The 19,746-nt window shown below is 35.4% G+C and carries 20 protein-coding genes; 16 read left to right on the top strand and 4 right to left on the bottom strand.

Annotation, left to right across the window (positions count from 1 at the left end):
- Positions 1-14: 14 nt before the first annotated feature.
- The 3 genes from EYD45_RS07730 to EYD45_RS07720 all read right to left on the bottom strand — a co-directional run bounded on the left by EYD45_RS07730 (position 15) and on the right by EYD45_RS07720 (position 3,143).
- Entirely contained in the window at positions 15-1,100 is a 1,086-nt protein-coding gene (locus tag EYD45_RS07730) for a DUF3179 domain-containing protein (RefSeq protein ID WP_130963975.1), read from the bottom strand.
- 2 nt (positions 1,101-1,102) lie between these two features.
- Positions 1,103-2,077 (bottom strand): hypothetical protein, encoded by a 975-nt coding sequence (locus EYD45_RS07725; protein ID WP_130963974.1) that lies wholly within the window; start codon positions 2,075-2,077, stop codon positions 1,103-1,105.
- Positions 2,078-2,183: 106 nt separating this feature from the next.
- Positions 2,184-3,143 (bottom strand): L-threonylcarbamoyladenylate synthase, encoded by a 960-nt coding sequence (locus EYD45_RS07720; RefSeq protein ID WP_130963973.1) that lies wholly within the window; start codon positions 3,141-3,143, stop codon positions 2,184-2,186.
- Between the two features lie 286 nt (positions 3,144-3,429).
- On the opposite strand from EYD45_RS07720, the gene porW reads away from it, so the two are divergent.
- From porW to atpG, 10 genes are all read left to right on the top strand, one after another.
- Positions 3,430-5,991: a type IX secretion system periplasmic lipoprotein PorW/SprE gene (gene porW, locus EYD45_RS07715; RefSeq protein WP_130963972.1), complete on the top strand. Its 2,562-nt coding sequence runs from the start codon at positions 3,430-3,432 to the stop codon at positions 5,989-5,991.
- An 11-nt stretch (positions 5,992-6,002) separates the two neighbouring features.
- Entirely contained in the window at positions 6,003-6,428 is a 426-nt protein-coding gene (locus tag EYD45_RS07710; protein WP_207303299.1) for a bactofilin family protein, read from the top strand.
- On the top strand, positions 6,382-6,618 hold the full coding sequence (locus tag EYD45_RS07705) for an AtpZ/AtpI family protein (protein WP_130963970.1): 237 nt from the start codon (positions 6,382-6,384) through the stop codon (positions 6,616-6,618). The genes EYD45_RS07710 and EYD45_RS07705 overlap by 47 nt, the downstream gene beginning before the upstream one ends.
- Entirely contained in the window at positions 6,615-7,019 is a 405-nt protein-coding gene (locus EYD45_RS07700) for a DUF6168 family protein (protein WP_130963969.1), read from the top strand. Before EYD45_RS07705 ends, EYD45_RS07700 begins: the two co-directional genes overlap by 4 nt.
- Before the next feature lie 83 nt (positions 7,020-7,102).
- On the top strand, positions 7,103-8,215 hold the full coding sequence (atpB, locus tag EYD45_RS07695; protein ID WP_130963968.1) for a F0F1 ATP synthase subunit A: 1,113 nt from the start codon (positions 7,103-7,105) through the stop codon (positions 8,213-8,215).
- Positions 8,216-8,262: 47 nt separating this feature from the next.
- A complete protein-coding gene (gene atpE / locus EYD45_RS07690) occupies positions 8,263-8,478 on the top strand; it encodes an ATP synthase F0 subunit C (protein WP_130963967.1) in 216 nt (71 codons plus the stop codon).
- An 82-nt stretch (positions 8,479-8,560) separates the two neighbouring features.
- On the top strand, positions 8,561-9,061 hold the full coding sequence (locus EYD45_RS07685; protein ID WP_130963966.1) for a F0F1 ATP synthase subunit B: 501 nt from the start codon (positions 8,561-8,563) through the stop codon (positions 9,059-9,061).
- A 9-nt stretch (positions 9,062-9,070) separates the two neighbouring features.
- Entirely contained in the window at positions 9,071-9,607 is a 537-nt protein-coding gene (gene atpH / locus EYD45_RS07680; protein WP_130963965.1) for an ATP synthase F1 subunit delta, read from the top strand.
- A gap of 6 nt (positions 9,608-9,613) precedes the next feature.
- Positions 9,614-11,188, top strand: coding sequence for a F0F1 ATP synthase subunit alpha (gene atpA, locus EYD45_RS07675; protein ID WP_130963964.1), 1,575 nt, complete (start codon positions 9,614-9,616; stop codon positions 11,186-11,188).
- A gap of 96 nt (positions 11,189-11,284) precedes the next feature.
- The gene (gene atpG, locus EYD45_RS07670; RefSeq protein WP_130963963.1) at positions 11,285-12,145 is read left to right on the top strand and encodes an ATP synthase F1 subunit gamma; all 861 of its coding nucleotides are present in this window, start codon (positions 11,285-11,287) and stop codon (positions 12,143-12,145) included.
- A 78-nt stretch (positions 12,146-12,223) separates the two neighbouring features.
- On the opposite strand, the gene EYD45_RS07665 is transcribed toward atpG, so the two are convergent.
- Entirely contained in the window at positions 12,224-12,775 is a 552-nt protein-coding gene (locus EYD45_RS07665; protein WP_130963962.1) for a hypothetical protein, read from the bottom strand.
- A gap of 158 nt (positions 12,776-12,933) precedes the next feature.
- Here EYD45_RS07665 and EYD45_RS07660 point away from each other — a divergent pair, with 158 nt between their 5' ends.
- From EYD45_RS07660 to EYD45_RS07635, 6 genes are all read left to right on the top strand, one after another.
- A complete protein-coding gene (locus EYD45_RS07660; protein WP_130963961.1) occupies positions 12,934-14,388 on the top strand; it encodes a lipopolysaccharide biosynthesis protein in 1,455 nt (484 codons plus the stop codon).
- A gap of 1 nt (position 14,389) precedes the next feature.
- The gene (gene dut / locus EYD45_RS07655) at positions 14,390-14,824 is read left to right on the top strand and encodes a dUTP diphosphatase (RefSeq protein WP_130963960.1); all 435 of its coding nucleotides are present in this window, start codon (positions 14,390-14,392) and stop codon (positions 14,822-14,824) included.
- Positions 14,825-14,934: 110 nt separating this feature from the next.
- On the top strand, positions 14,935-15,954 hold the full coding sequence (locus EYD45_RS07650) for a sugar phosphate nucleotidyltransferase (RefSeq protein ID WP_130963959.1): 1,020 nt from the start codon (positions 14,935-14,937) through the stop codon (positions 15,952-15,954).
- A gap of 162 nt (positions 15,955-16,116) precedes the next feature.
- Positions 16,117-17,469, top strand: coding sequence for a tetratricopeptide repeat protein (locus EYD45_RS07645; RefSeq protein ID WP_130963958.1), 1,353 nt, complete (start codon positions 16,117-16,119; stop codon positions 17,467-17,469).
- A gap of 12 nt (positions 17,470-17,481) precedes the next feature.
- The gene (locus EYD45_RS07640) at positions 17,482-18,270 is read left to right on the top strand and encodes a DUF4292 domain-containing protein (RefSeq protein ID WP_130963957.1); all 789 of its coding nucleotides are present in this window, start codon (positions 17,482-17,484) and stop codon (positions 18,268-18,270) included.
- Positions 18,270-19,493, top strand: a complete 1,224-nt coding sequence (locus tag EYD45_RS07635; protein WP_130963956.1) for a murein hydrolase activator EnvC family protein — start codon at positions 18,270-18,272, stop codon at positions 19,491-19,493. The genes EYD45_RS07640 and EYD45_RS07635 overlap by 1 nt, the downstream gene beginning before the upstream one ends.
- Positions 19,494-19,746 lie beyond the last annotated feature (253 nt).

The raw sequence follows: 19,746 nt of genomic DNA, 5'->3' as shown, positions 1-19,746 counted from the left end.
AAAGAAACCAACGTTTATTTATTTGAATATAATTGTATATTAGGATAAAATGCAGCAACGGCAAACCAAAAACTTACCACAGAATTAGCAGTTCCAAGAACCTGACCTTTTCTAGGGCCTTCAATGGCTTCCCCAAAAATATTCCATGCGTTGCCTTCATCATCTTTAAAGAATTCTTCACCATTTGAATGACTGTATTCAAAATTTAGGTGTTTTAGATTTTCTGAAAGTTTAAAAGCATATATTAAAGATGAATTTCCAACGATGACATAATCGGCAAAACTAAAATTATCCTTAAACGCTTTTCCATCAGTGAAATCCGAAAATTTGTAGGCCTTTGACGAACCTCTGTTTATAAGAGCAAACACACGCTGCTTGCTTGGTAAAGCATCATTTGTTGGAGAGACTGAAAAGATGAGTCTATCGTGATTTGTCTTATAATCGCCGTAAGGATATGTGGTATAATCTCTAGGGAATCCAGTATTTAAACTTAAAACTTCGGTTTTAGGGTATATTCTAGACCATGTTTTCCAATCGGTTTCAATAACCTTAAGCAAAGTGGGCCTATTCCCTATTGCGCTGCCATTAACACATTGTAACTTTAATTGAGACCAATTACTTTGCGTATTTCTATCATACATTATTAGATTAGAATTATACAACAGTCCAGAAACTCCAAAATCAACATCTTTGGCTTCCCAAGCAAATGCAGTACCAGTTAATGGACAGTAATTTATAGCAATGTCGTTATCATTTACTACCTCATGCCAATCTAAAATTTCATGAGGATAAGCTTTTGGTATACCATCATCTATTATACCGACGATTAAATCGTTATCACTTAAGAAAGTAGCTTCATCGGCAGAAATAAATTTAGGAAAGTCAATAGAGGGGATGCCATCTTTTCCTGGGCCTCCATCTTTAACTTGATCTTTTGGGATTAACCAAGAGCCATCCACCCTTGTATTCTCATCGGGTCCTTCATCAGATGGATTAAGGGGGTTGTTTACACCTTGTGGCAAAACACCATTGTCCGAATCTCCTGTGCTGCAAGCAGTAAATGCTAAAAGCATTAAAATGTAAATGATATAGGTTTTCATAGCTATTGTTTTATGTTGAATAGTTTTTCTTTTGGTTTTAGTTTCAGTAAAAGCCCAGACATTAGTCTGTATGTAGGTGTTAATTGTGTACCATCTACATTACTATATATTGGAAGTTCTGCTCTTGTAAGAAACATAAGATTTGGTGCGATATTTATTGAAAAATTTGGGATAAGAAATACCCAGTTCCCTCCTGTGTTATCTAAATCAAACCCATCAATTTGATCCAAATCGGCATCACGGTATTTAAATGAAATACTGGGGCTTATTAGAGTTTTGAAAGCTAAAAACTGATCAGTAAAAGTTAAAAATGCCTGAAGCTCATTCCCGAATTTATAAGTTTGATCTCCAAAATATGATGGGTTAGTGCCGGTACCGCGGTAGATAAGTCTTGTAGCAATGGTTAATGTTGGTCTAAAGCTGGGGTTTTTAGAAGCTGAAATAAAATAAATCGCATCCCAAGCATTACTCCCAGGCTGTAAATCGGCATTCAAGGTTATGCCTTGTGTATTAGTTTCAGTTGAAGACCCAAAAGGAATTTTAGCACCTAACCCCAGTGTAATGTCACTATTCTTACCAATAAGGTTTTCAAAACTATATTTTAAAAGGGCCAATCCATCACCGATTCCAGAGGTTTGATCTAAATTTTCATTACCAAACTGTGTAATTTTTCTTCGTTGATTAACCCAGGTAAACAAAGCTTCAATAGAGAGGGAATTTGTTATGGCATAACTTGTATTAAGTAGGACAGAATGTGTAATGCGCAACCTAGAATCGTCATTTAGATTTTCAGTGCCATTGTTTAAAGTATTCAAATTATTATAATCGTAATTGACACTTAATTGAAATGTGCCTTTTTCTTCAATGGACATGCCAATGTTGTTGGAAAGAGGAATGCCTCCCGAACAACAAGTTTGAGCATTAATAAATGCACAACAAACCATCATTGCGGTTAAGATTAACTTTTTTAAATGCATTATAATTTAATAGTTACTCATGTAATGGTCGGTCAACTAACCAAAACCTTACTAACTTTAACATTAAAAGGATATAAAGAAATGATTGTAAAGGTTTATGTCTTAATTAAGAATGTGCGGCACGCTGGAGTCTATCATTTATAGATTTGCCCAAACCATGATTCGGAAAAATTTCAGCAATAATTATGTCCAAATCTAACTTGTCCAATTGATGTAAGCTATCATATAAATTTGAGGCAGCTTGAGACATATCGCCTATTTCAGATAAAACAATTTGAGAAGAAATTGCCTCACTGTTGATTTTAGACTGAAAGGTTAAAGCACCAATGCGCATGCCACCGTAATTTTCAATCTCCTTTAAAATATTGCTAGATAAAACTGTTTTAGTTGAAGGCGCGTAATGTTTACCTAACATACCAGGTGCATCAGGATTTTGCTCTTTTTTGTTTTTTATTGGTGTTTTGCCCACGACAGCCTCAATATCTTCAATGGCTATTGAGCCTAAGCGGTAAATGATAGGGTTACCTTTTTCAAAACCTATAATGGTAGATTCAATACCTTTTTTACAGGGGCCTCCATCTAAAACCATTTTTATTTTATCTTCAAAATATTCTTCAACATGTTGCGCAGTCGTAGGACTAATTCTATTAAAAGGATTTGCGCTTGGAGCGGCCAAAGGAAACTTTAGTTGTTTTAAAAGTTCTAAGGTTACAGGATGGCTTGGAACCCGGACTGCGACGCTATCTTTTCCGGCAGTAATCAAATCAGGAATAGTATCTTTTTTTGGTAGCACCAAAGTTAAAGGTCCTGGCCAAAAAGCATTTGCTAATTGTCTTGCTTTTTCAGGAATTTGACTTACAATAGTGTCCAGATAACCCACTGAAGGGATATGTACAATAAGCGGATTAAAAAACGGGCGCTGCTTAGTTTCAAAAATGGACTTAATCGCTTTTTCACTGTAAATATTACCAGCCAACCCATACACCGTTTCTGTGGGTATGGCCACTAATTCCTCGCTGCTCAAAAGAGCGACGGCCTTTGATATGTCCTTTGAAATGATGGGCATTAAAACAAATTAAGCGGTGCAAAAGTACATTCTTTTAATGAATTTCTCATTGCTGTTAGCCGTACTAACAAAATCGTATGTTTTATACAATGAGATTGATATCTTGCACGGTTGCATAAATTGTTCTACGAAAAACTAATAACCGATAGCTTGACCTTCGCGCCTGAATAGCTATTCTAAAAATCTGTCATTTGATAGATTAATCGAAAAAGATGCTTATTTTTACCCACTTACTATAATAAATGTAAGAGATTGTAGTTATTAGAAAACAAATAAAAACAGGGTGTTGAAAACATTTTTTAAACCTACATTATACGTTCTACTTGCCGTACTTGCCATTACAAGTTGTTCTCGCAAAAAAAACACGTTTTTAAGCAGAAATATACATGCTGTTACTGCGGAATATAATGCGCTTTACAATGGCTACAATGCTTTAGACCAAGGCAGAACTAGCCTTAACGATACTTATGAAGATGATTATTGGGAGATTTTGCCTATTGAGCGCATGCAGATTGATGAGGATGTCATTCTTCCTGGACAGTCAAAAAACGAAAATTTCACCAGAGCTGAGGAAAAGGCGGTTAAGGCCATCCAAAAACATAGTATAAATATTGAAAGTAAGGAGTACAATCCACAAATGGATGAGGCGTATTTACTTTTAGGAAAGGCGCGTTACTTCGATCAACGTTTTGTGCCTGCGCTTGAGGCGTTCAATTATATTCTCTACAAATACCCCGCTAGTGATAAGATTAATCAGGCAAAGGTTTGGCGAGAGAAAACCAATATTCGTTTAGAAAATGATGAGTTGGCCATAAAAAATCTAAAGCGTTTATTAAAGCAAGAGGATTTAGAAGATCAAGATTTAGCAGATGCTACATCAATGTTGGCACAGGCATATTTAAATATCAAAGTAATTGATACAGCTATCACTTTGCTTGAAGTTGCTGCTGAGGCTACTAAAAGTAATGAAGAGCGAGGACGTTATAGTTTTATCCAAGGGCAATTATATAATGAATTAGGATATAAGGATAGTGCGAATATCGTTTTTGACGAGGTGATTGAACTCAATAGAAAAACACCACGTATTTACATGATAAGTGCATATTTGGAAAAGGTTAAAAATTTTGATTATGAAAATGGAGACAAGCTAGTGTTATCTGAATTACTTGAGGAATTAGAAACCAACAGAGAAAACCGTCCATTTTTGGATAGGATTTATCATGTTATAGGAATGCACCATTTAAAAGGCGAATCGGTTGAGTTGGCATCTCGCTACTTTAATAAATCCTTGCGGACAAACACACGAGATCAAAAACTAAAGGCTAGAAATTATGAGATTTTAGGCGATATGACTTTTGATAAAAGGCTTTACGCCGATGCCGGTGCATATTATGATAGCACATTGGCAAATCTTAAGCTCAATTCTAAACCCTACAGAACCATAAAGCGGAAACGTGATAATTTAGAGGATGTCATTTATTATGAAAGTGTCGCTAAGGTGGATGATAGTATTTTGGGCTTAGTGCGTTTACCCGAAGCTGAAAAGCTTGCTTATTTTGAGAAATTTGTAGCAGATTTAAAAGATAAGGCTGAGGAGGAAGAAAAGAAGCAAGAGGCTTTAAAGCGCAACAATGGATTGGCTACTGTAGGCAATCAAATAGGGAATAGAAATATTGGCGCTGGAGGTCCTGGCGTGCCTAACCAAGGTGGAGGCTTTTATTTTTACAATCCAACTACCGTAGCCTTTGGTAAAAACGAGTTTTTAAAAATTTGGGGAGATAGACCTTTAGAGGATAACTGGAGATGGTCAAACAAAGGAGCTTCCGCTGGCGGAAATTCAGGAACCACAGCAGATATTGCTGCTAGTGCCAGTGAAGACGAGCGTTTTGACCCACAGTTTTATATTTCAAGAATACCTTCTGATGCTAAGGAAATTGATAGTATTTCAAAAGATCGGAATTATGCCTATTATCAATTAGGCTTAATTTACAAGGAAAAATTTAAGGAGTTCAATCTAGCTAAAGATAAGTTTAAGGAATTACTGGAAAGCAATCCAGAAGAGCGTTTAATACTGCCTTCAAAATATAATTTATATAAAATTTATGAGTTATTGGAGCAACATGATGAAGCAACAATAGCTAAGAATGATATTGTTTCAAATTATCCTGAAAGTAGATATGCTGCTATTTTAACCAATCCAGAATCGGTAGCCTTAAAAGATGAAAATAGTCCTTTGGCGCTTTATGAAAAACTGTATGACGTTCACGTTTCCCAAGATTATGAAATAGTAATCAATCAAAGTGAAGAATATATACAAGCATTTGAGGGCGATCCTATTGTTCCTAAATTTGAATTGTTGAAGGCAACAGCATCAGGACGATTACTAGGTTTTGATGCTTACAAAAAGGCTATAAATTATATTGCCGTAACCTATGCTAATACACCTGAGGGACAACAAGCGCAACGAATGGCAAATGAAATGCTACCTAAACTAGAAAGTGCAGCATTTGTAAACGATAGTATTTCCAGTGGATTTAAAGTGGTATTTAAATTTGATAGAAATAACACTGTTAAAATAAATGAATTTAAAACAACTTTAGACTCTGTTTTAGAAAACGTAAGGTATTATAAATTAAAGAGTTCAATAGATGTTTATGATACAAACACTACCTTTGTAGTGGTGCATGGTTTAAGAAATGCACAGGTGGCAAAAACATTTGACCAAATATTACTAGACAAAGACGTAAAAAAAATAACAGAGCCCTATTTTGCAGTATCATCTGCAAATTATCAGATACTACAAATTCATAAGAATTTGGATGCCTACTTAAATTTGAATAACCCTTAACCCCAAATGTTGTGTTTACAGAAAACAAAAAAGACAAACAAACAATGGAAAATCAATCAAGCCAAAATATCATAGCCCAAGGCACCAAAATTGTTGGTGATTTTAATAGTCCGGGCGATTTTAGAATAGACGGTACTGTTGAAGGTAATATTAAAACTTCAGGAAAACTAGTGGTTGGTAAAGATGGTTTTATCAAAGGTACTATACAAGGTACGGATGCTTATTTTGAAGGTAAATTTTCGGGTAAACTGTCCTTGTCAGGTACGTTAACCTTAAAATCCTCAGCATTTATTGAAGGTGAAGTTGTAGTTGGTAAACTAGCCGTTGAGCCAGGAGCTACATTTAATGTAACGTGTGCAATGAAAGGCACTGTAAAACCCATGACAAACGGTGAGCCAGCAAGAAAAAAACCAGAAGAAACCGGGAAAACAGCTTAGAAATTGGGCAACGTTCTCCGGAATTGGCTTGCAAATGGCCATTACCATTTTTCTTGGAAATTTGCTAGGGATATGGTTGGATAAAAAGTTAGAAACTTCCTTTTTAGAAACAACAGTAACACTCGTGGCCATATTTGCATCTATGTTTCTTATTATTTATCGTGTAAATAGAATGGATAAAGACTCATGAAACAAATACGTTTATATGGTATTTTACTTGCTTTAGTTTCACTTTTCATTTATTACTTACATGTTCATGTATTTGTTTCTATATCAGATAAATCTCCTGTACCTTTAGACGTTATCTACTTATTCAATGGTGCATTTAGCTTACTCACATGTTCAACGGTATTGTACCTTTCAAATCAGCAAAAATATAACGATCAAATAGGCTTTTTGTATTTGGCTAGTGTAGTTTTAAAACTAGTTTTATTCTTTTTGATATTCTATAGACCTATTTTTAAAACAGATGCATTTACAAACACAGAAAGCGTTAACTTACTGATTCCCATAATTTTATTTTTAATTATTGAAGTGATTTTGATAAGGAAATTGCTTAATAAAAATTCTCATTTAAAAAATGAGTCGTAAGGACTTTTAAGTCTAAAAATAATACCTATCTTTGCGCCGAATTTTAGACCTCATTATTCAGATCATAAAGGAACTATAAACGAATGAAGGTATTATCAAAAACAATTACGTCTTTAACTCTAGGCTTACTTCTTACGTTAACAGCATTTGCTTCTGGAGACAAAAACAAAAAAGGTCATGGTGATCCTGTTAATACACCAGAAGAGATTAACGAATATATTCAACATCACGTTAAGGATTCTCACGACTTCCACCTATTTTCTTATTTCTCTGACGGTGAAGAACACCATGTAGGTTTTCCGCTTCCAGTTATTTTGTGGGGAGAAAACGGTTTGACTGCATTTATGTCTTCTGCGTTTCATCATGATGATAATGGAAAAGAAATAGTAGAAAAAGGCGGCAGCAAGTTTGTAAGATTACATGGTAAGATTTATGAACTGGAAGAAGGTGCAACTGAGGTTAAGTTTGATGATGAACACCATCCAGTAAATGCATCTACACCTTTTGATTTGTCAATTACAAAAAGTGTTTTTGGAATTTTATTGATAGGCTTATTGATGTTGCTTTGGTTTGGTGGATTGGCAAAACAATATAAAACAAAAAAAGTACCTACTGGTTTTGGTCGTGTGTTAGAACCATTGGTTTTATATGTGCGTGATGAAATTGCAAAACCAAATATTGGTCCAAAATACAGAAAGTTTACAGGGTATTTGATGACTGTTTTCTTTTTTATCTGGATTTTAAACCTCTTTGGGCTAACACCTTTTGGTTTTAATGTAACAGGCCAGTTAGCAGTTACGGCAGCATTAGCTTTAATTACCTTGGTAGTTTATTTATTTAGTAGTAATGGTCATTTCTGGAGTCACCAATTATGGATGCCTGGGGTACCATATTTCTTGCGTCCGTTATTAGCAGTTATCGAACTAGCGGGAACACTTATTATTAAGCCTTTTTCCTTGATGGTACGTTTATTCGCAAATATAACAGCAGGACATATTGTAGTAATGAGTCTTATTGCAATTGGTATTACTATGCAGCAGCAGATGACAGCGGTGGGCTCAACCTTATTATCATTTGTTTTATCATTATTTATTACGCTTATAGAAGTTCTGGTGGCCTTCTTACAAGCTTATATTTTCACAATGCTTTCAGCTTTATTTATCGGAATGGCGGTTGAAGAGCCAGAGCATCATTAAGTAGAATTTATTTTTTAACTATATATATTTAAATTATGTTTTTAGCAATGCTTCAAGAAGCCCCTTCAGTAGTTCCTATGTTAGTAGGTGCTGGTTTAATTGTAATCGGTGCCGGTATAGGCTTAGGGCAAATTGGTAGAGGTGCCATGGAAGGTATCGCGCGTCAACCAGAAGCGTCTGGAAAAATCCAGACAGCAATGATTATTATTGCAGCACTTTTGGAAGGACTTGCTTTCGCGGCGATTTTCTTAGGGAAGTCGTAAACGAACACCACCATTTTCCTGCAACGGTTGGTTGCAGGAAATGGTTTTTTTAAGAAATAGTAAAAAGTATTTATAAAATATTATGGATCAGTTATTAGAAAATTTTTCGCTTGATTTATTTGTGAAGCAAACTGTTTTATTCCTTGTGCTTATTTTCCTTTTGGTAAAATTCGCGTGGAAACCAATTCTTAATGCATTAAATGACCGTGAAGAGGGTATTAAAAATGCATTGGATTCTGCTGAAAAAGCAAAATTAGAAATGGAAAATCTTCAAGCAGATAATAATAAATTATTAAAAGAAGCTAGAGCAGAGCGTGAAGCAATGCTAAAGGATGCTAGGGACTTGAAGAATAAAATGATAGAGGATGCTAAAGGGGAGGCTCAGGCAGAAGCAGCTAAGTTAATTGCTCAAGCTCAAGCGAGTATTGAAACAGAAAAGAAAGCTGCGATTGCCGATTTAAAAGCTCAAGTGGCGAACTTATCCATTGACATAGCTGAAAAAGTAGTTCAAGGAGAACTAGCAAATAAAGGAAAGCAAGAAAAGTTAGTGGAGTCGCTATTAGACGATGCTACTTTAAACTAAGAAAGAATTATGGCAGGAACAAGAGCAGCTATACGTTATGCAAAGGCAGTATTGAGTTTGGCCCTTTCTGAAAAAAAAGCAGATAAGGTTAATGATGATATGAAGCTTATTGCCAATACTATCTCAGAAAATGAGGAGTTGGCTACTGTTTTGAGCAACTCCGTTATTAAGACGGAAGTAAAAAAAGCATCATTATTAGCTATATTTCCTAAGGTGAATAAAGTAACAAATGGGCTTATCGATCTTTTAATTTCTAACAAAAGAATTGATATTTTGAATGACGTTGCCGTGAAATATAGCGCGTTATTTGATGAGCACAATGGTAAAGAAGTTGCTCAAGTAACCACGGCAGTAGCACTTACCAAAGATTTAGAGAAAAAAGTTTTAGCTAAGGTAAAAGAGCTTACCAATAAAACAGTAGAATTAGAAAGTATTATAGATGAAAGCATTCTTGGTGGTTTCGTCCTAAGAGTTGGAGATAAGCAGTTTGATGCAAGTATTTCTAACAAACTAGATAAATTAAAAAGAGAATTTACATTAAATTAAAATAAGATGGCAGAAGTAAAACCAGCTGAAGTATCAGCAATCTTAAAACAACAACTTGAAGGTTTTGAAGCCTCAGCTTCGTTAAATGAAGTAGGAACAGTACTTACTGTTGGTGACGGTATTGTACGTGCCTATGGATTATCAAATGCACAATACGGCGAGCTAGTGGAGTTTGATGGTGGATTAGAAGGTATCGTTCTTAACCTTGAAGAAGATAACGTTGGTATTGTATTATTAGGTGCTTCAACAGGAATTAGTGAAGGTTCTACAGTAAAGCGTACTGGAAAAATTGCTTCTATTAACGTAGGTGAAGGTATTGTTGGTCGTGTTGTAGATACATTAGGTAACCCAATTGACGGTAAAGGTGCTATTTCAGGAGAAACGTACCAAATGCCATTAGAGCGTAAGGCACCTGGGGTTATTTTCCGTGAGCCAGTAACTGAGCCATTACAGACAGGTATTAAGTCTATCGACGCGATGATTCCTGTGGGTCGTGGTCAGCGTGAGTTGGTAATTGGCGACCGTCAAACTGGTAAAACAACAGTTTGTATTGACACCATCTTAAATCAAAAAGAATTTTACGATGCAGGTGAGCCTGTATATTGTATATATGTTGCTGTAGGACAAAAAGCATCTACCGTAGCAAACATTGCAAAAACATTGGAAGATAGAGGCGCATTAGCCTATACTACGATTGTGGCTGCAAACGCATCAGATCCTGCGCCAATGCAGGTATATGCTCCAATGGCAGGTGCTGCAATTGGTGAGTATTTTAGAGATACAGGTCGTCCAGCATTAATTATTTATGATGATTTATCTAAACAAGCGGTAGCATATCGTGAGGTGTCATTATTATTACGTCGTCCACCAGGACGTGAGGCGTACCCTGGAGACGTTTTCTACTTACACTCTCGTTTATTAGAGCGTTCTGCAAAAGTGATTAACGATGATTCTATCGCTAAGGATATGAACGATTTACCAGAAGCTTTAAAACCGATGGTAAAAGGAGGAGGTTCTTTAACTGCTTTACCAATTATTGAAACTCAAGCGGGTGACGTATCAGCATATATTCCAACAAACGTAATTTCAATTACTGATGGACAGATTTTCTTAGAGTCTGATTTATTTAACTCTGGTGTGCGTCCAGCTATTAACGTAGGTATCTCAGTATCTCGTGTGGGTGGTAACGCTCAAATTAAATCCATGAAAAAAGTTGCAGGTACATTAAAGTTAGACCAAGCACAGTTCCGTGAATTGGAAGCATTTGCTAAGTTTGGTTCAGACCTTGATGCAGCTACATTGAATGTAATTGAAAAGGGTAAGCGTAACGTTGAGATTTTAAAGCAAGCTCAAAATGATCCTTTTACTGTTGAAGATCAGATTGCAATCATTTATGCAGGTTCTAAAAACTTGTTAAGAGATGTTCCTGTTGAGAAAGTAAAAGAATTTGAAAGAGATTATATAGAATTCTTAAATGCTAAGCATAGAGATACATTAGATACTTTAAAGTCTGGTAAATTAACGGATGAGGTTATTGATACTTTAACTGCTGTAGCAAAAGATTTATCAAGTAAGTATTAAAAACTCAAAATGAGTTGTCATCCTGAACTTGTTTCAGGATCTCATAATTTATTTTAAAAAGATTCTGAAATAAATTCAGAATGACAAATAGAGATTATGGCGAATCTAAAAGAAATACGTAACAGAATATCATCAGTATCTTCAACGATGCAGATTACCAGTGCCATGAAAATGGTATCGGCTGCTAAACTGAAGAAAGCACAGGATGCTATTACCGCAATGCGTCCTTACGCGGATAAATTGACTGAGCTTTTGCAAAGTTTAAGTGCGACTTTAGATGCCGATTCTGGAAGTAAATTCTCTACGCAACGTGAAGTAAATAAAGTGCTAATTGTTGCTATTACATCAAATAGAGGTTTAGCAGGTGCATTTAATTCTAATATCATTAAGGAGGTTAATAGATTAGCTTCTGACACCTATGCAAACCAACAAGTATCTTATGTAGCTATTGGAAAAAAAGCGAATGATGCATTTAAGAAATCAAATAAGGTAATTGCTAACCATAGTGGGGTTTTTGACGATTTAACGTTTGAAAATGTTGCTGCCATCGCTCAAGATTTGATGGACAAGTTTGTTGAAGGTGAGTATGATAAAATTGAAATTGTTTACAACAAATTCAAAAATGCGGCTACACAAATTGTAATGACAGAGCAGTTTTTACCAATTGTTCCTGTTGAGGGTGATGCCAATACAAATGCTGATTATATTTTTGAACCAGGGAAAGCACAGATTGTAGAGCAATTAATTCCTAAGTCTTTAAAAACTCAGTTGTATAAGGGTATAAGAGATTCTTTTGCTTCAGAGCATGGTGCACGTATGACGGCAATGCACAAGGCGACAGATAACGCTACTGAGTTAAGAGATCAATTGAAATTGACCTACAACAAAGCGCGTCAAGCAGCAATTACTAATGAAATCCTTGAAATTGTTGGTGGAGCAGAAGCTTTGAATAATTAATAAAATTGGTGCTAATTATTTAATACCAATCACTATTGTTTTTAAAATATTGTTAAAGCCTCACTTTTTAGTGGGGCTTTAATTATTAATAGAAGAAGCGTAAAGTTTAATAAAATTATTAAAGTAGTTTTCTAAATCAACTTTAGCTTTTTTACTTTTAAGTTTATCTTTTTTCCCATAAATACCAAGATTCGAACCATCAAAACTAAATTTTGTATAAACTAGATGTAGAGTTTGTGGATGGGTAGAACCTCCTGTTAGTTTAAATGTAGGAGCGTATATTTTAATTTTATCATCCATTAAACTGATTGAAACGGCGTAAGAGATATCAAAAAAATGTAAAAAATTTCGTTTTACTTTTTCAAACTCAAAGCCTTTAACAAGAATAGAGTCTTTCTTAAAAGGCTTTAAGAAATTTATAGATGGAATAGAGTCCTTTATATTGTCTAAAGTTCGTCTATAAAGTTGACTTTTAGTTAAATTGGGAGCATCAATAATTACATAATCTATAGAGGTATCATTAGCATTCTTAAAACCTTGAGGAGTAAGTTCAAATTTTTCATTCTGAGAAAACAATCCAACACTAAAATGGAACACAAAAACGAAGGATTTTTTTAAAACTTTTTTCATTAAACCTTAATTTAATAAGGACTAAGTTAATAATTTAGATATAAATATGGTTTTAGTCTAGATAAAATTTTCTAGACCTAACTTTGAATCGAATGATTAAATTCGTTTTTGGTTTACGTTAACTAAAGCCCTATTTTTAGCAGAACAAAATCCAACGATTGAGCGCATTTAAATCACTTTTCAAGCAAACATTTATTTACGGCTTAGCAACGGTGCTACCAAGGATGCTAACCTTTTTATTAACCCCACTTTACACGGAGGTAATGGCTGTGGGTGTTTATGGTAAAGTGTCCATCATCTTTTCATGGTTTGCAATTTTTAATGTGATTTTAGCTTATGGAATGGAAACCGCGTTTTTCCGTTTTTTTAATAAAGAAGACCATCAAGATAAAGTTGTTGGAACTGCAACACTGTCTATTGTTTTCACCTCATTGGCAATATTTATTTTAGCATTTTTATTTAAAAGTCAAATAGCAGAAATCACTAATATTGAGGCACATCATATTAGTTTTGTTATCTGGATTCTATTGCTTGATGCATTAGTGATTATCCCCTTTGCATGGTTAAGGGCCAATGCAAAACCTATGAAATATGCTATAATAAAAATCGCGAATGTTGCCATAAACATAGGTTTAAACCTGTTTTTCTTTTTACTGTTGGCAGGTTTAGCAGAACAAAACGAGGTATTTGATTCAATTTATCAAACTGATTTTGAAATAAACTATGTATTAATAGCAAACCTAATTGCAAGTGGCGTTACCCTTATTTTGATGTTTTCGTTCTATGGTAAAATCAAATACATATTCGACTCAAAATTATGGCAACAAATGTTGCGTTATGCGTTTCCTGTATTAATTGCAGGACTTGCTTATACAACTATAGAAACATTTAACCGCATTTTATTAGAAAGTAGTTTATCTACTGCTGAAAACCCAGAAGAAGAAGTTGGTATGTTTTCAGCTTGTTACAAATTAGCATTGTTTATGACGTTGTTCGCCACTGCATTTCGATTGGGTATAGAACCTTATTTTTTTAGTCATGCAAAAGCAAAAAACCCACAAAAGAATTATGCCAGAATTTTAGAATACTTTGTAATTTTTGGTTCAGGTATTTTATTAACTGTTGTGGTATTTTCAGATATTTTAAAAGTTATTATTATAAGAGATGAGGAATTCTGGGAGGCTATGTGGATTGTACCGATTATCCTTATCGCCAGTTTTTGTTTAGGGATTTATCACAACCTTTCCGTATGGTATAAAATAACGGATAGAACAAAATTTGGCGCCTATATATCGGTTGTTGGGGCTATAATTACTTTAGCTTTAAATATATGGCTCATCCCTATTATTAGTTATAAAGGCTCCGCTATTGCTACTTTAGCCGCTTATGGCACGATGGTCTTATTATCGTACTACTTTGGTAGGAAATACTATCCTATTCCTTATAATGTTAAGAAGATAGGTGCGTATTTATTGGTTTCCATAGGGTCTTCTGTAGTGTATTTCTATCAATTTAGAGCCAATTATGTTGTTGGAATTTCTTTGTTAGTTGTATTTTTGGGAATCGTTTATTTTTCAGAGAAGGACAAACTAAAACAATTATTAAAAAGATAATATGAAAATTAAAATCATAAACAAATCCAGACACGATTTACCAAATTATGAAACGATTGCTTCGGCGGGGATGGATTTGCGAGCAAGTTTAACAGAATCTAGAATATTAAAACCTTTAGAACGTACTATTGTTGGCACAGGTTTATTCATAGAGTTGCCCGTTGGTTTAGAGGCTCAAGTGCGTCCTAGAAGTGGGTTGGCAGCCAAAAAAGGGATTACCGTATTGAACGCCCCAGGAACTATTGATGCAGACTACAGAGGAGAGGTGGGTGTGATTTTGGTTAATCTATCAAATGAGGATTTTACTATAAATAATGGAGAGCGCATCGCACAATTAGTTGTAGCTAAGCATGAGCGAGCAGAATGGGAAGAAGTAGAAATACTTTCTGAAACCGATCGTGGTGAAGGCGGATTTGGAAGTACAGGCACGAAGTGATTGAAGAATTACGATTAACGATTTTTAATTTCAGAATAAAAATAGAAAGATTTGTGAATTCGTGGCAAACGAATAAACAATTAAACACATAAACGAATCAACAAAGGAAAATGAAAATAATAGTCCCAATGGCAGGCCGAGGTTCTCGCCTTCGCCCACATAGTTTAACAGTACCAAAACCATTAATACCAGTTGCGGGTCAACCCATAGTGCACCGCCTAGTAAAAGACATTGCCAAAGTTTTAAAACAACCTATTGAAGAAATAGCTTTTGTTTTAGGAGACCCAGCATGGTTTGGTGATGATGTGGTAACAAGTTTAGAGGATTTGGCAAAGAGTTTAGGCGCAAAAGCTTCTATTTACCGTCAAGATAAGCCTTTAGGCACAGGACACGCCATTATGTGCGCAAAACCATCATTGTCTGGGCCTGCGGTAATTGCGTATGCTGACACTTTGATTAGAGCAGAGTTTGATTTAGATCCTGAAGCTGATAGTGTGATTTGGACGAAGCAGGTTGAGAATCCAGAGGCTTATGGTGTTGTGAAGCTTAATGCCAATGATGAAATTGTGGAGTTGGTAGAGAAACCAGAAATCTTTGTGAGCGATCAAGCAGTAATCGGTATCTATTATTTTAAGGATGTTGCCGTTTTAAAAGGGAAACTACAAGAAATTTTAGACGAGAACGTTATGAATGGTGGTGAATACCAAATTAACGATGGTATTAAACGTATGATGGCGGATGGCAAAATATTTAAAACAGGAACTGTTGATGAATGGATGGATTGTGGTAACAAAACGATTACAATAGAAACCAATCAACGTATGTTAGGGTTTTTGCAAGCTGATGGCGATGAGCAATTAGTGGCGTCTTCGGCGAAATTGACAAATTCTAATATTATTGAGCCTTGTTTTATAGGAGAAAATGTTGTGCTTAACAATTCTTCGATAGGACCTTATGTTTCCATTGGAAATGGCACTGTTATTGAAGATTCAAATATTAAAAATAGCTTAATTCAAAACCATACAACCATTAGAAACGCTAATTTAGATAAAGCGATGATAGGAAACCATGTGAAATATGATGGCGGTTTCACAGAAATAAGCATTGGTGATTATTCTGTTTTGGAATAAAAATTCCCTTGAAAAAGTAATCTTTTGCAGATAAGCATAAAAGTGACTTTAAGCTAGGTGTTGGCAGATAGTTGCGTTAGGGATTGCAGCGGTAGCTTTTGGTCCCGCCATAGCGGAAAGCCCGACCCGACCTTAAGGAGGGAAACGCCCAAATAACATAAAATGAAACAACTTTTCTACATATTCTTTTTCTTTGGAATGTTGACCGTTCCTCAGGTAAATTATGCGCAAGTTGATTTTAATAAAACGCCCGATGATGATTTAGGAGTTGTTGAAGACGAATTTCAAGAGTTGTTCTTTGAAGCCCTAAAACAAAAGGGTATAGAGAACTATGATAGAGCCGTACAAGCACTTTTAAAATGCATTGCACTTGATAAATCGCCTGCCGTTTTATATTTTGAATTAGGTAAAAACTATATGCTTTTAAAGAATTTTGGGGCTGCAGAGGATGCACTGAAGGAAGCAGTGGACAAAGCACCAGACAACGAGTGGTATTTGGATGAATTGTATGGATATTATGTGTCTCAAAACGATTTGAAAAATGCACTTAAAACGGTGCAACAGTTGGTGAGCTACCATCCAGATTACAAAGAGGGTTTAGCAACTTTGTATATAAAAATGGAAAAGTATGATGAAGCTCTTGAAATTTTAGATGAATTGGATGCATCTTTTGGTATTTCGGCAGCGCGGGATGTGATAAGAAATAGAATTTATAAAGCTACAGGACGCGCCAAGGAACAAATAGAGAACTTGGAGTCTAGAGTTGACAACAACCCTAAGAACGAAGCGAACTATTTAGCATTAATTTACCGTTATAGCGAGCAAGGAGAGAAAGAAAAGGCCTTTGAAACAGCACAGGAATTACTTGAGATAAAACCAAATTCGCAAGTAGTACATTTGGCGCTTTACAAATTTTATTTAGATAAAAATAATACGGAAGAAGCCATTAATTCTATGAAAATTGTGGTGCAAAGCAATGCTATAAAACCTGATGCGAAATTAAAAGTACTATCGGATTTTGTAAATTTTGTAAAGCTAAATCCGCAATACGAGAAAGATTTGGTTGAAGCTACATCATTATTAGATGGGGCGTCTGATGCAAAAACCTTGACAGATTTAGGACAATATTATCTGCAAAAAGGCGATAAGGAAAATGCTTTGAAGCATTTTGAAGAAGCCTTAAAATTGGATAGTGATAGCTTTAGTATCTTAAAAAATGTGATACTATTGCATATTGATTTAAAGCAATTTGAAACCGCAAAAGCAAAAAGTGAAGCGGCTATTTTAAAGTATCCTGCTCAACCCTTGTGTTATTTAATACATGGTGTGGCGTTAAACGCATTGCAAAAGCCCAAAGAGGCAGTAGCATCGTTGGAGTCCGGTTTGGACTGGATAGTAGATGATAATGCCATGGAAGCCGACTTTTATAATCAATTGGCTAGAGCCTACGAAATGATGAATAATACTGCAAAAGCAAAAACGTTTAGGGATAAGGCAAATGCCCTAAAATCTTAAGAGAACGATTTTATGAGACCTCAAATATTAAAATACAAACATCTTATTACCTTACTTTATGTAGCGCTTTTTTTGGTGTTTACAGGTTGTAAATCCTCAAAAACAGTTACAGGCGGCGATAGCAATTTAAAGTTAAGCACTAAACAACTCATTAAAGAAAATTCTAAGAAATCCCCAGATTTTAAGACATTACAGTCTAAATTAAAAATCACATATTCCGAAGGTGATAAAAAGCAATCGCACACGGTAAGCTATCGTATGGAAAAGGATAAAGTGCTTTGGATGAGTGCCACATTTGGAGTTATAAGAGCGAAAATCACACCTGAAGCTGTAGCGTTTTATAACAAATTGGATAACACCTATTTTGAAGGTGATTTTGAGTATTTCAGTAAGATGCTAGGTACAGATTTAGATTTTGAAAAAGTGCAAAATATCATTTTAGGTGAAGCTTTATTCAATTTAAAAGATGAAAACTACAGGCTTTCACTTCATGAAGGGAATTATTTGTTGCAACCTAAAAACCAGCGCGAACTGTTTGAAATATTTTTCCACATTAACCCATCTCTGTTCAAGGTTACACGACAAGAGCTAAGTCAAATTAAAGAGCGAAGACAGTTACTTATAGACTATTTAGCACATCAGGAAGTGGATAACCAAGTATTACCAGAACATGTAAAAGTTATTGCGGTGGAGGGCACAGAAGAAATGATTGCTGAGTTGGAATTTAAGTCAGTATCCCTAAACGAGGATTTGAGATTCCCTTTTAAAATTCCCTCAGGTTTTAAAAAGATAGACTTATAATGCGTTACCAAAGGCATATCATCTTAGTTCTTTTTTTGATACTTCTGCCTTGTGGTCATAGTATGTATGCCCAAAACAGTAAACAAAAGCAGCTAGAAACACGCCGACAGGAACTTCGCAGGGAAATTCAAAAAATAAATGCCTTACGCACAGAGAATAAGTCTAAAGAAAAGTCGCAATTATCCTTAATCGAGGATTTCAACTATAAAATAAGCGTACTGAATAACCTGATTAAGGTTACCAATCAACAAGCTAATTTGTTAACAAGGGAAATAAACAATAACCAAAAACAGATTAGCAACCTTCGTGACGAATTAAAATTATTAAAGGACGACTATGCGGCTATGATTGTGAAGTCCTATAAAAGCCGAAACCAGCAAAGTCGTATTATGTTTCTCTTGTCTTCAAACGACTTTAAGCAGGCTTACAAGCGCTTGCAGTATATGAAGCAGTACACAAGTCATCAAAAAGAACAGGGAGAAACTATAAAAGCTAAAACAGCTCAATTACAGCAGATAAACAAAGATTTATTGGTGCAAAAGGAGGAGAAGCAAAAGCTAATTACCGAAAACAAAAAAACACAAAGAACACTAGAAAAAGAGCGAGCCCAACACCGCTCTATCATGGCGTCTATCCGTAAAGATCTAAGCAAGTATACCGCTCAAATAAAATCTAAACAACGGGAAGCTGCTAGAATAGATAGAGAAATACAACGTATTGTTAGGGCGGAAATAGCCAAATCTAATAAAACGACAACGGCATCAAATAACAGCGCCAGTTTTGCTCTAACGGCCGAAGAAAAAGTGCTAGCTAGTAATTTTGTATCCAACAAAGGCAAGTTGCCTTGGCCTGTAGAAAAAGGCTTTGTAAAGGCGCGTTATGGTAAGCAACCTTCTTTGATAGATCGGTCGCTAACCGTGCAACGTAATGGTGTTTTAATTACCACCGAAAAGCAGGCCAAAGCCCGTGTGGTTTTTAATGGTACGGTCATTAAAGTTACGGCTATTCGCAATTCCAACCCTATGGTAATGATTAGGCACGGTAATTATATAACGGTGTATAAAAACCTATCTAAAGTTTACGTAAAGGAAGGCGATAAACTAAAAACGAAGGACGTTATCGGTGAAGTCTCCACAAATGTGGAGGGTGATACCATCCTAAGTTTTTCTATTTTTAAGGATGCACAAACCCAAAATCCCGCAAGTTGGATTTATAGGATGTGACACTTTTTGTTATGTTTAACTTATTTCAGTAAATCACACTAGTATTCGGGCGTTACCCACACCCTTCGAGTGCCTCAGGGCAAGTGGGTCGGGCCTGCCTGCCGGCAGACAGGCTTCCCGCTATGGCGACCAAAAGCTGCCGCTGCAATCCCTAACCTTTAGATTAGCAAATACTATTAATTGTTATTACATTTAAAAAGGACAGAGTGAACTTATATCCCTAACTAGCTAAAAAGAGCTATCGTGCGTATTA

Origin of the sequence: Hyunsoonleella flava (assembly GCF_004310325.1) — a bacterium.
GTDB classification, from domain to species: Bacteria; Bacteroidota; Bacteroidia; order Flavobacteriales; family Flavobacteriaceae; genus Jejuia; species Jejuia flava.
Note: the sequence above shows the minus strand (reverse complement) of the source record. Positions and strands in the feature narration are given on the sequence as shown.

What these genes read in the sequence shown, in the direction of transcription:
- EYD45_RS07730 (WP_130963975.1), bottom strand. Translation starts at nt 1,100, where the DNA reads ATGAAAACCTATATCATTTACATTTTAATGCTTTTAGCATTTACTGCT.
- EYD45_RS07725 (WP_130963974.1), bottom strand. Translation starts at nt 2,077, where the DNA reads ATGCATTTAAAAAAGTTAATCTTAACCGCAATGATGGTTTGTTGTGCA.
- EYD45_RS07720 (WP_130963973.1), bottom strand. Translation starts at nt 3,143, where the DNA reads ATGCCCATCATTTCAAAGGACATATCAAAGGCCGTCGCTCTTTTGAGC.
- EYD45_RS07700 (WP_130963969.1), top strand. Translation starts at nt 6,615, where the DNA reads ATGAAACAAATACGTTTATATGGTATTTTACTTGCTTTAGTTTCACTT.
- atpB (WP_130963968.1), top strand. Translation starts at nt 7,103, where the DNA reads ATGAAGGTATTATCAAAAACAATTACGTCTTTAACTCTAGGCTTACTT.
- atpE (WP_130963967.1), top strand. Translation starts at nt 8,263, where the DNA reads ATGCTTCAAGAAGCCCCTTCAGTAGTTCCTATGTTAGTAGGTGCTGGT.
- EYD45_RS07685 (WP_130963966.1), top strand. Translation starts at nt 8,561, where the DNA reads ATGGATCAGTTATTAGAAAATTTTTCGCTTGATTTATTTGTGAAGCAA.
- atpH (WP_130963965.1), top strand. Translation starts at nt 9,071, where the DNA reads ATGGCAGGAACAAGAGCAGCTATACGTTATGCAAAGGCAGTATTGAGT.
- atpA (WP_130963964.1), top strand. Translation starts at nt 9,614, where the DNA reads ATGGCAGAAGTAAAACCAGCTGAAGTATCAGCAATCTTAAAACAACAA.
- atpG (WP_130963963.1), top strand. Translation starts at nt 11,285, where the DNA reads ATGGCGAATCTAAAAGAAATACGTAACAGAATATCATCAGTATCTTCA.
- EYD45_RS07665 (WP_130963962.1), bottom strand. Translation starts at nt 12,775, where the DNA reads ATGAAAAAAGTTTTAAAAAAATCCTTCGTTTTTGTGTTCCATTTTAGT.
- dut (WP_130963960.1), top strand. Translation starts at nt 14,390, where the DNA reads ATGAAAATTAAAATCATAAACAAATCCAGACACGATTTACCAAATTAT.
- EYD45_RS07650 (WP_130963959.1), top strand. Translation starts at nt 14,935, where the DNA reads ATGAAAATAATAGTCCCAATGGCAGGCCGAGGTTCTCGCCTTCGCCCA.
- EYD45_RS07645 (WP_130963958.1), top strand. Translation starts at nt 16,117, where the DNA reads ATGAAACAACTTTTCTACATATTCTTTTTCTTTGGAATGTTGACCGTT.
- EYD45_RS07640 (WP_130963957.1), top strand. Translation starts at nt 17,482, where the DNA reads ATGAGACCTCAAATATTAAAATACAAACATCTTATTACCTTACTTTAT.
- EYD45_RS07635 (WP_130963956.1), top strand. Translation starts at nt 18,270, where the DNA reads ATGCGTTACCAAAGGCATATCATCTTAGTTCTTTTTTTGATACTTCTG.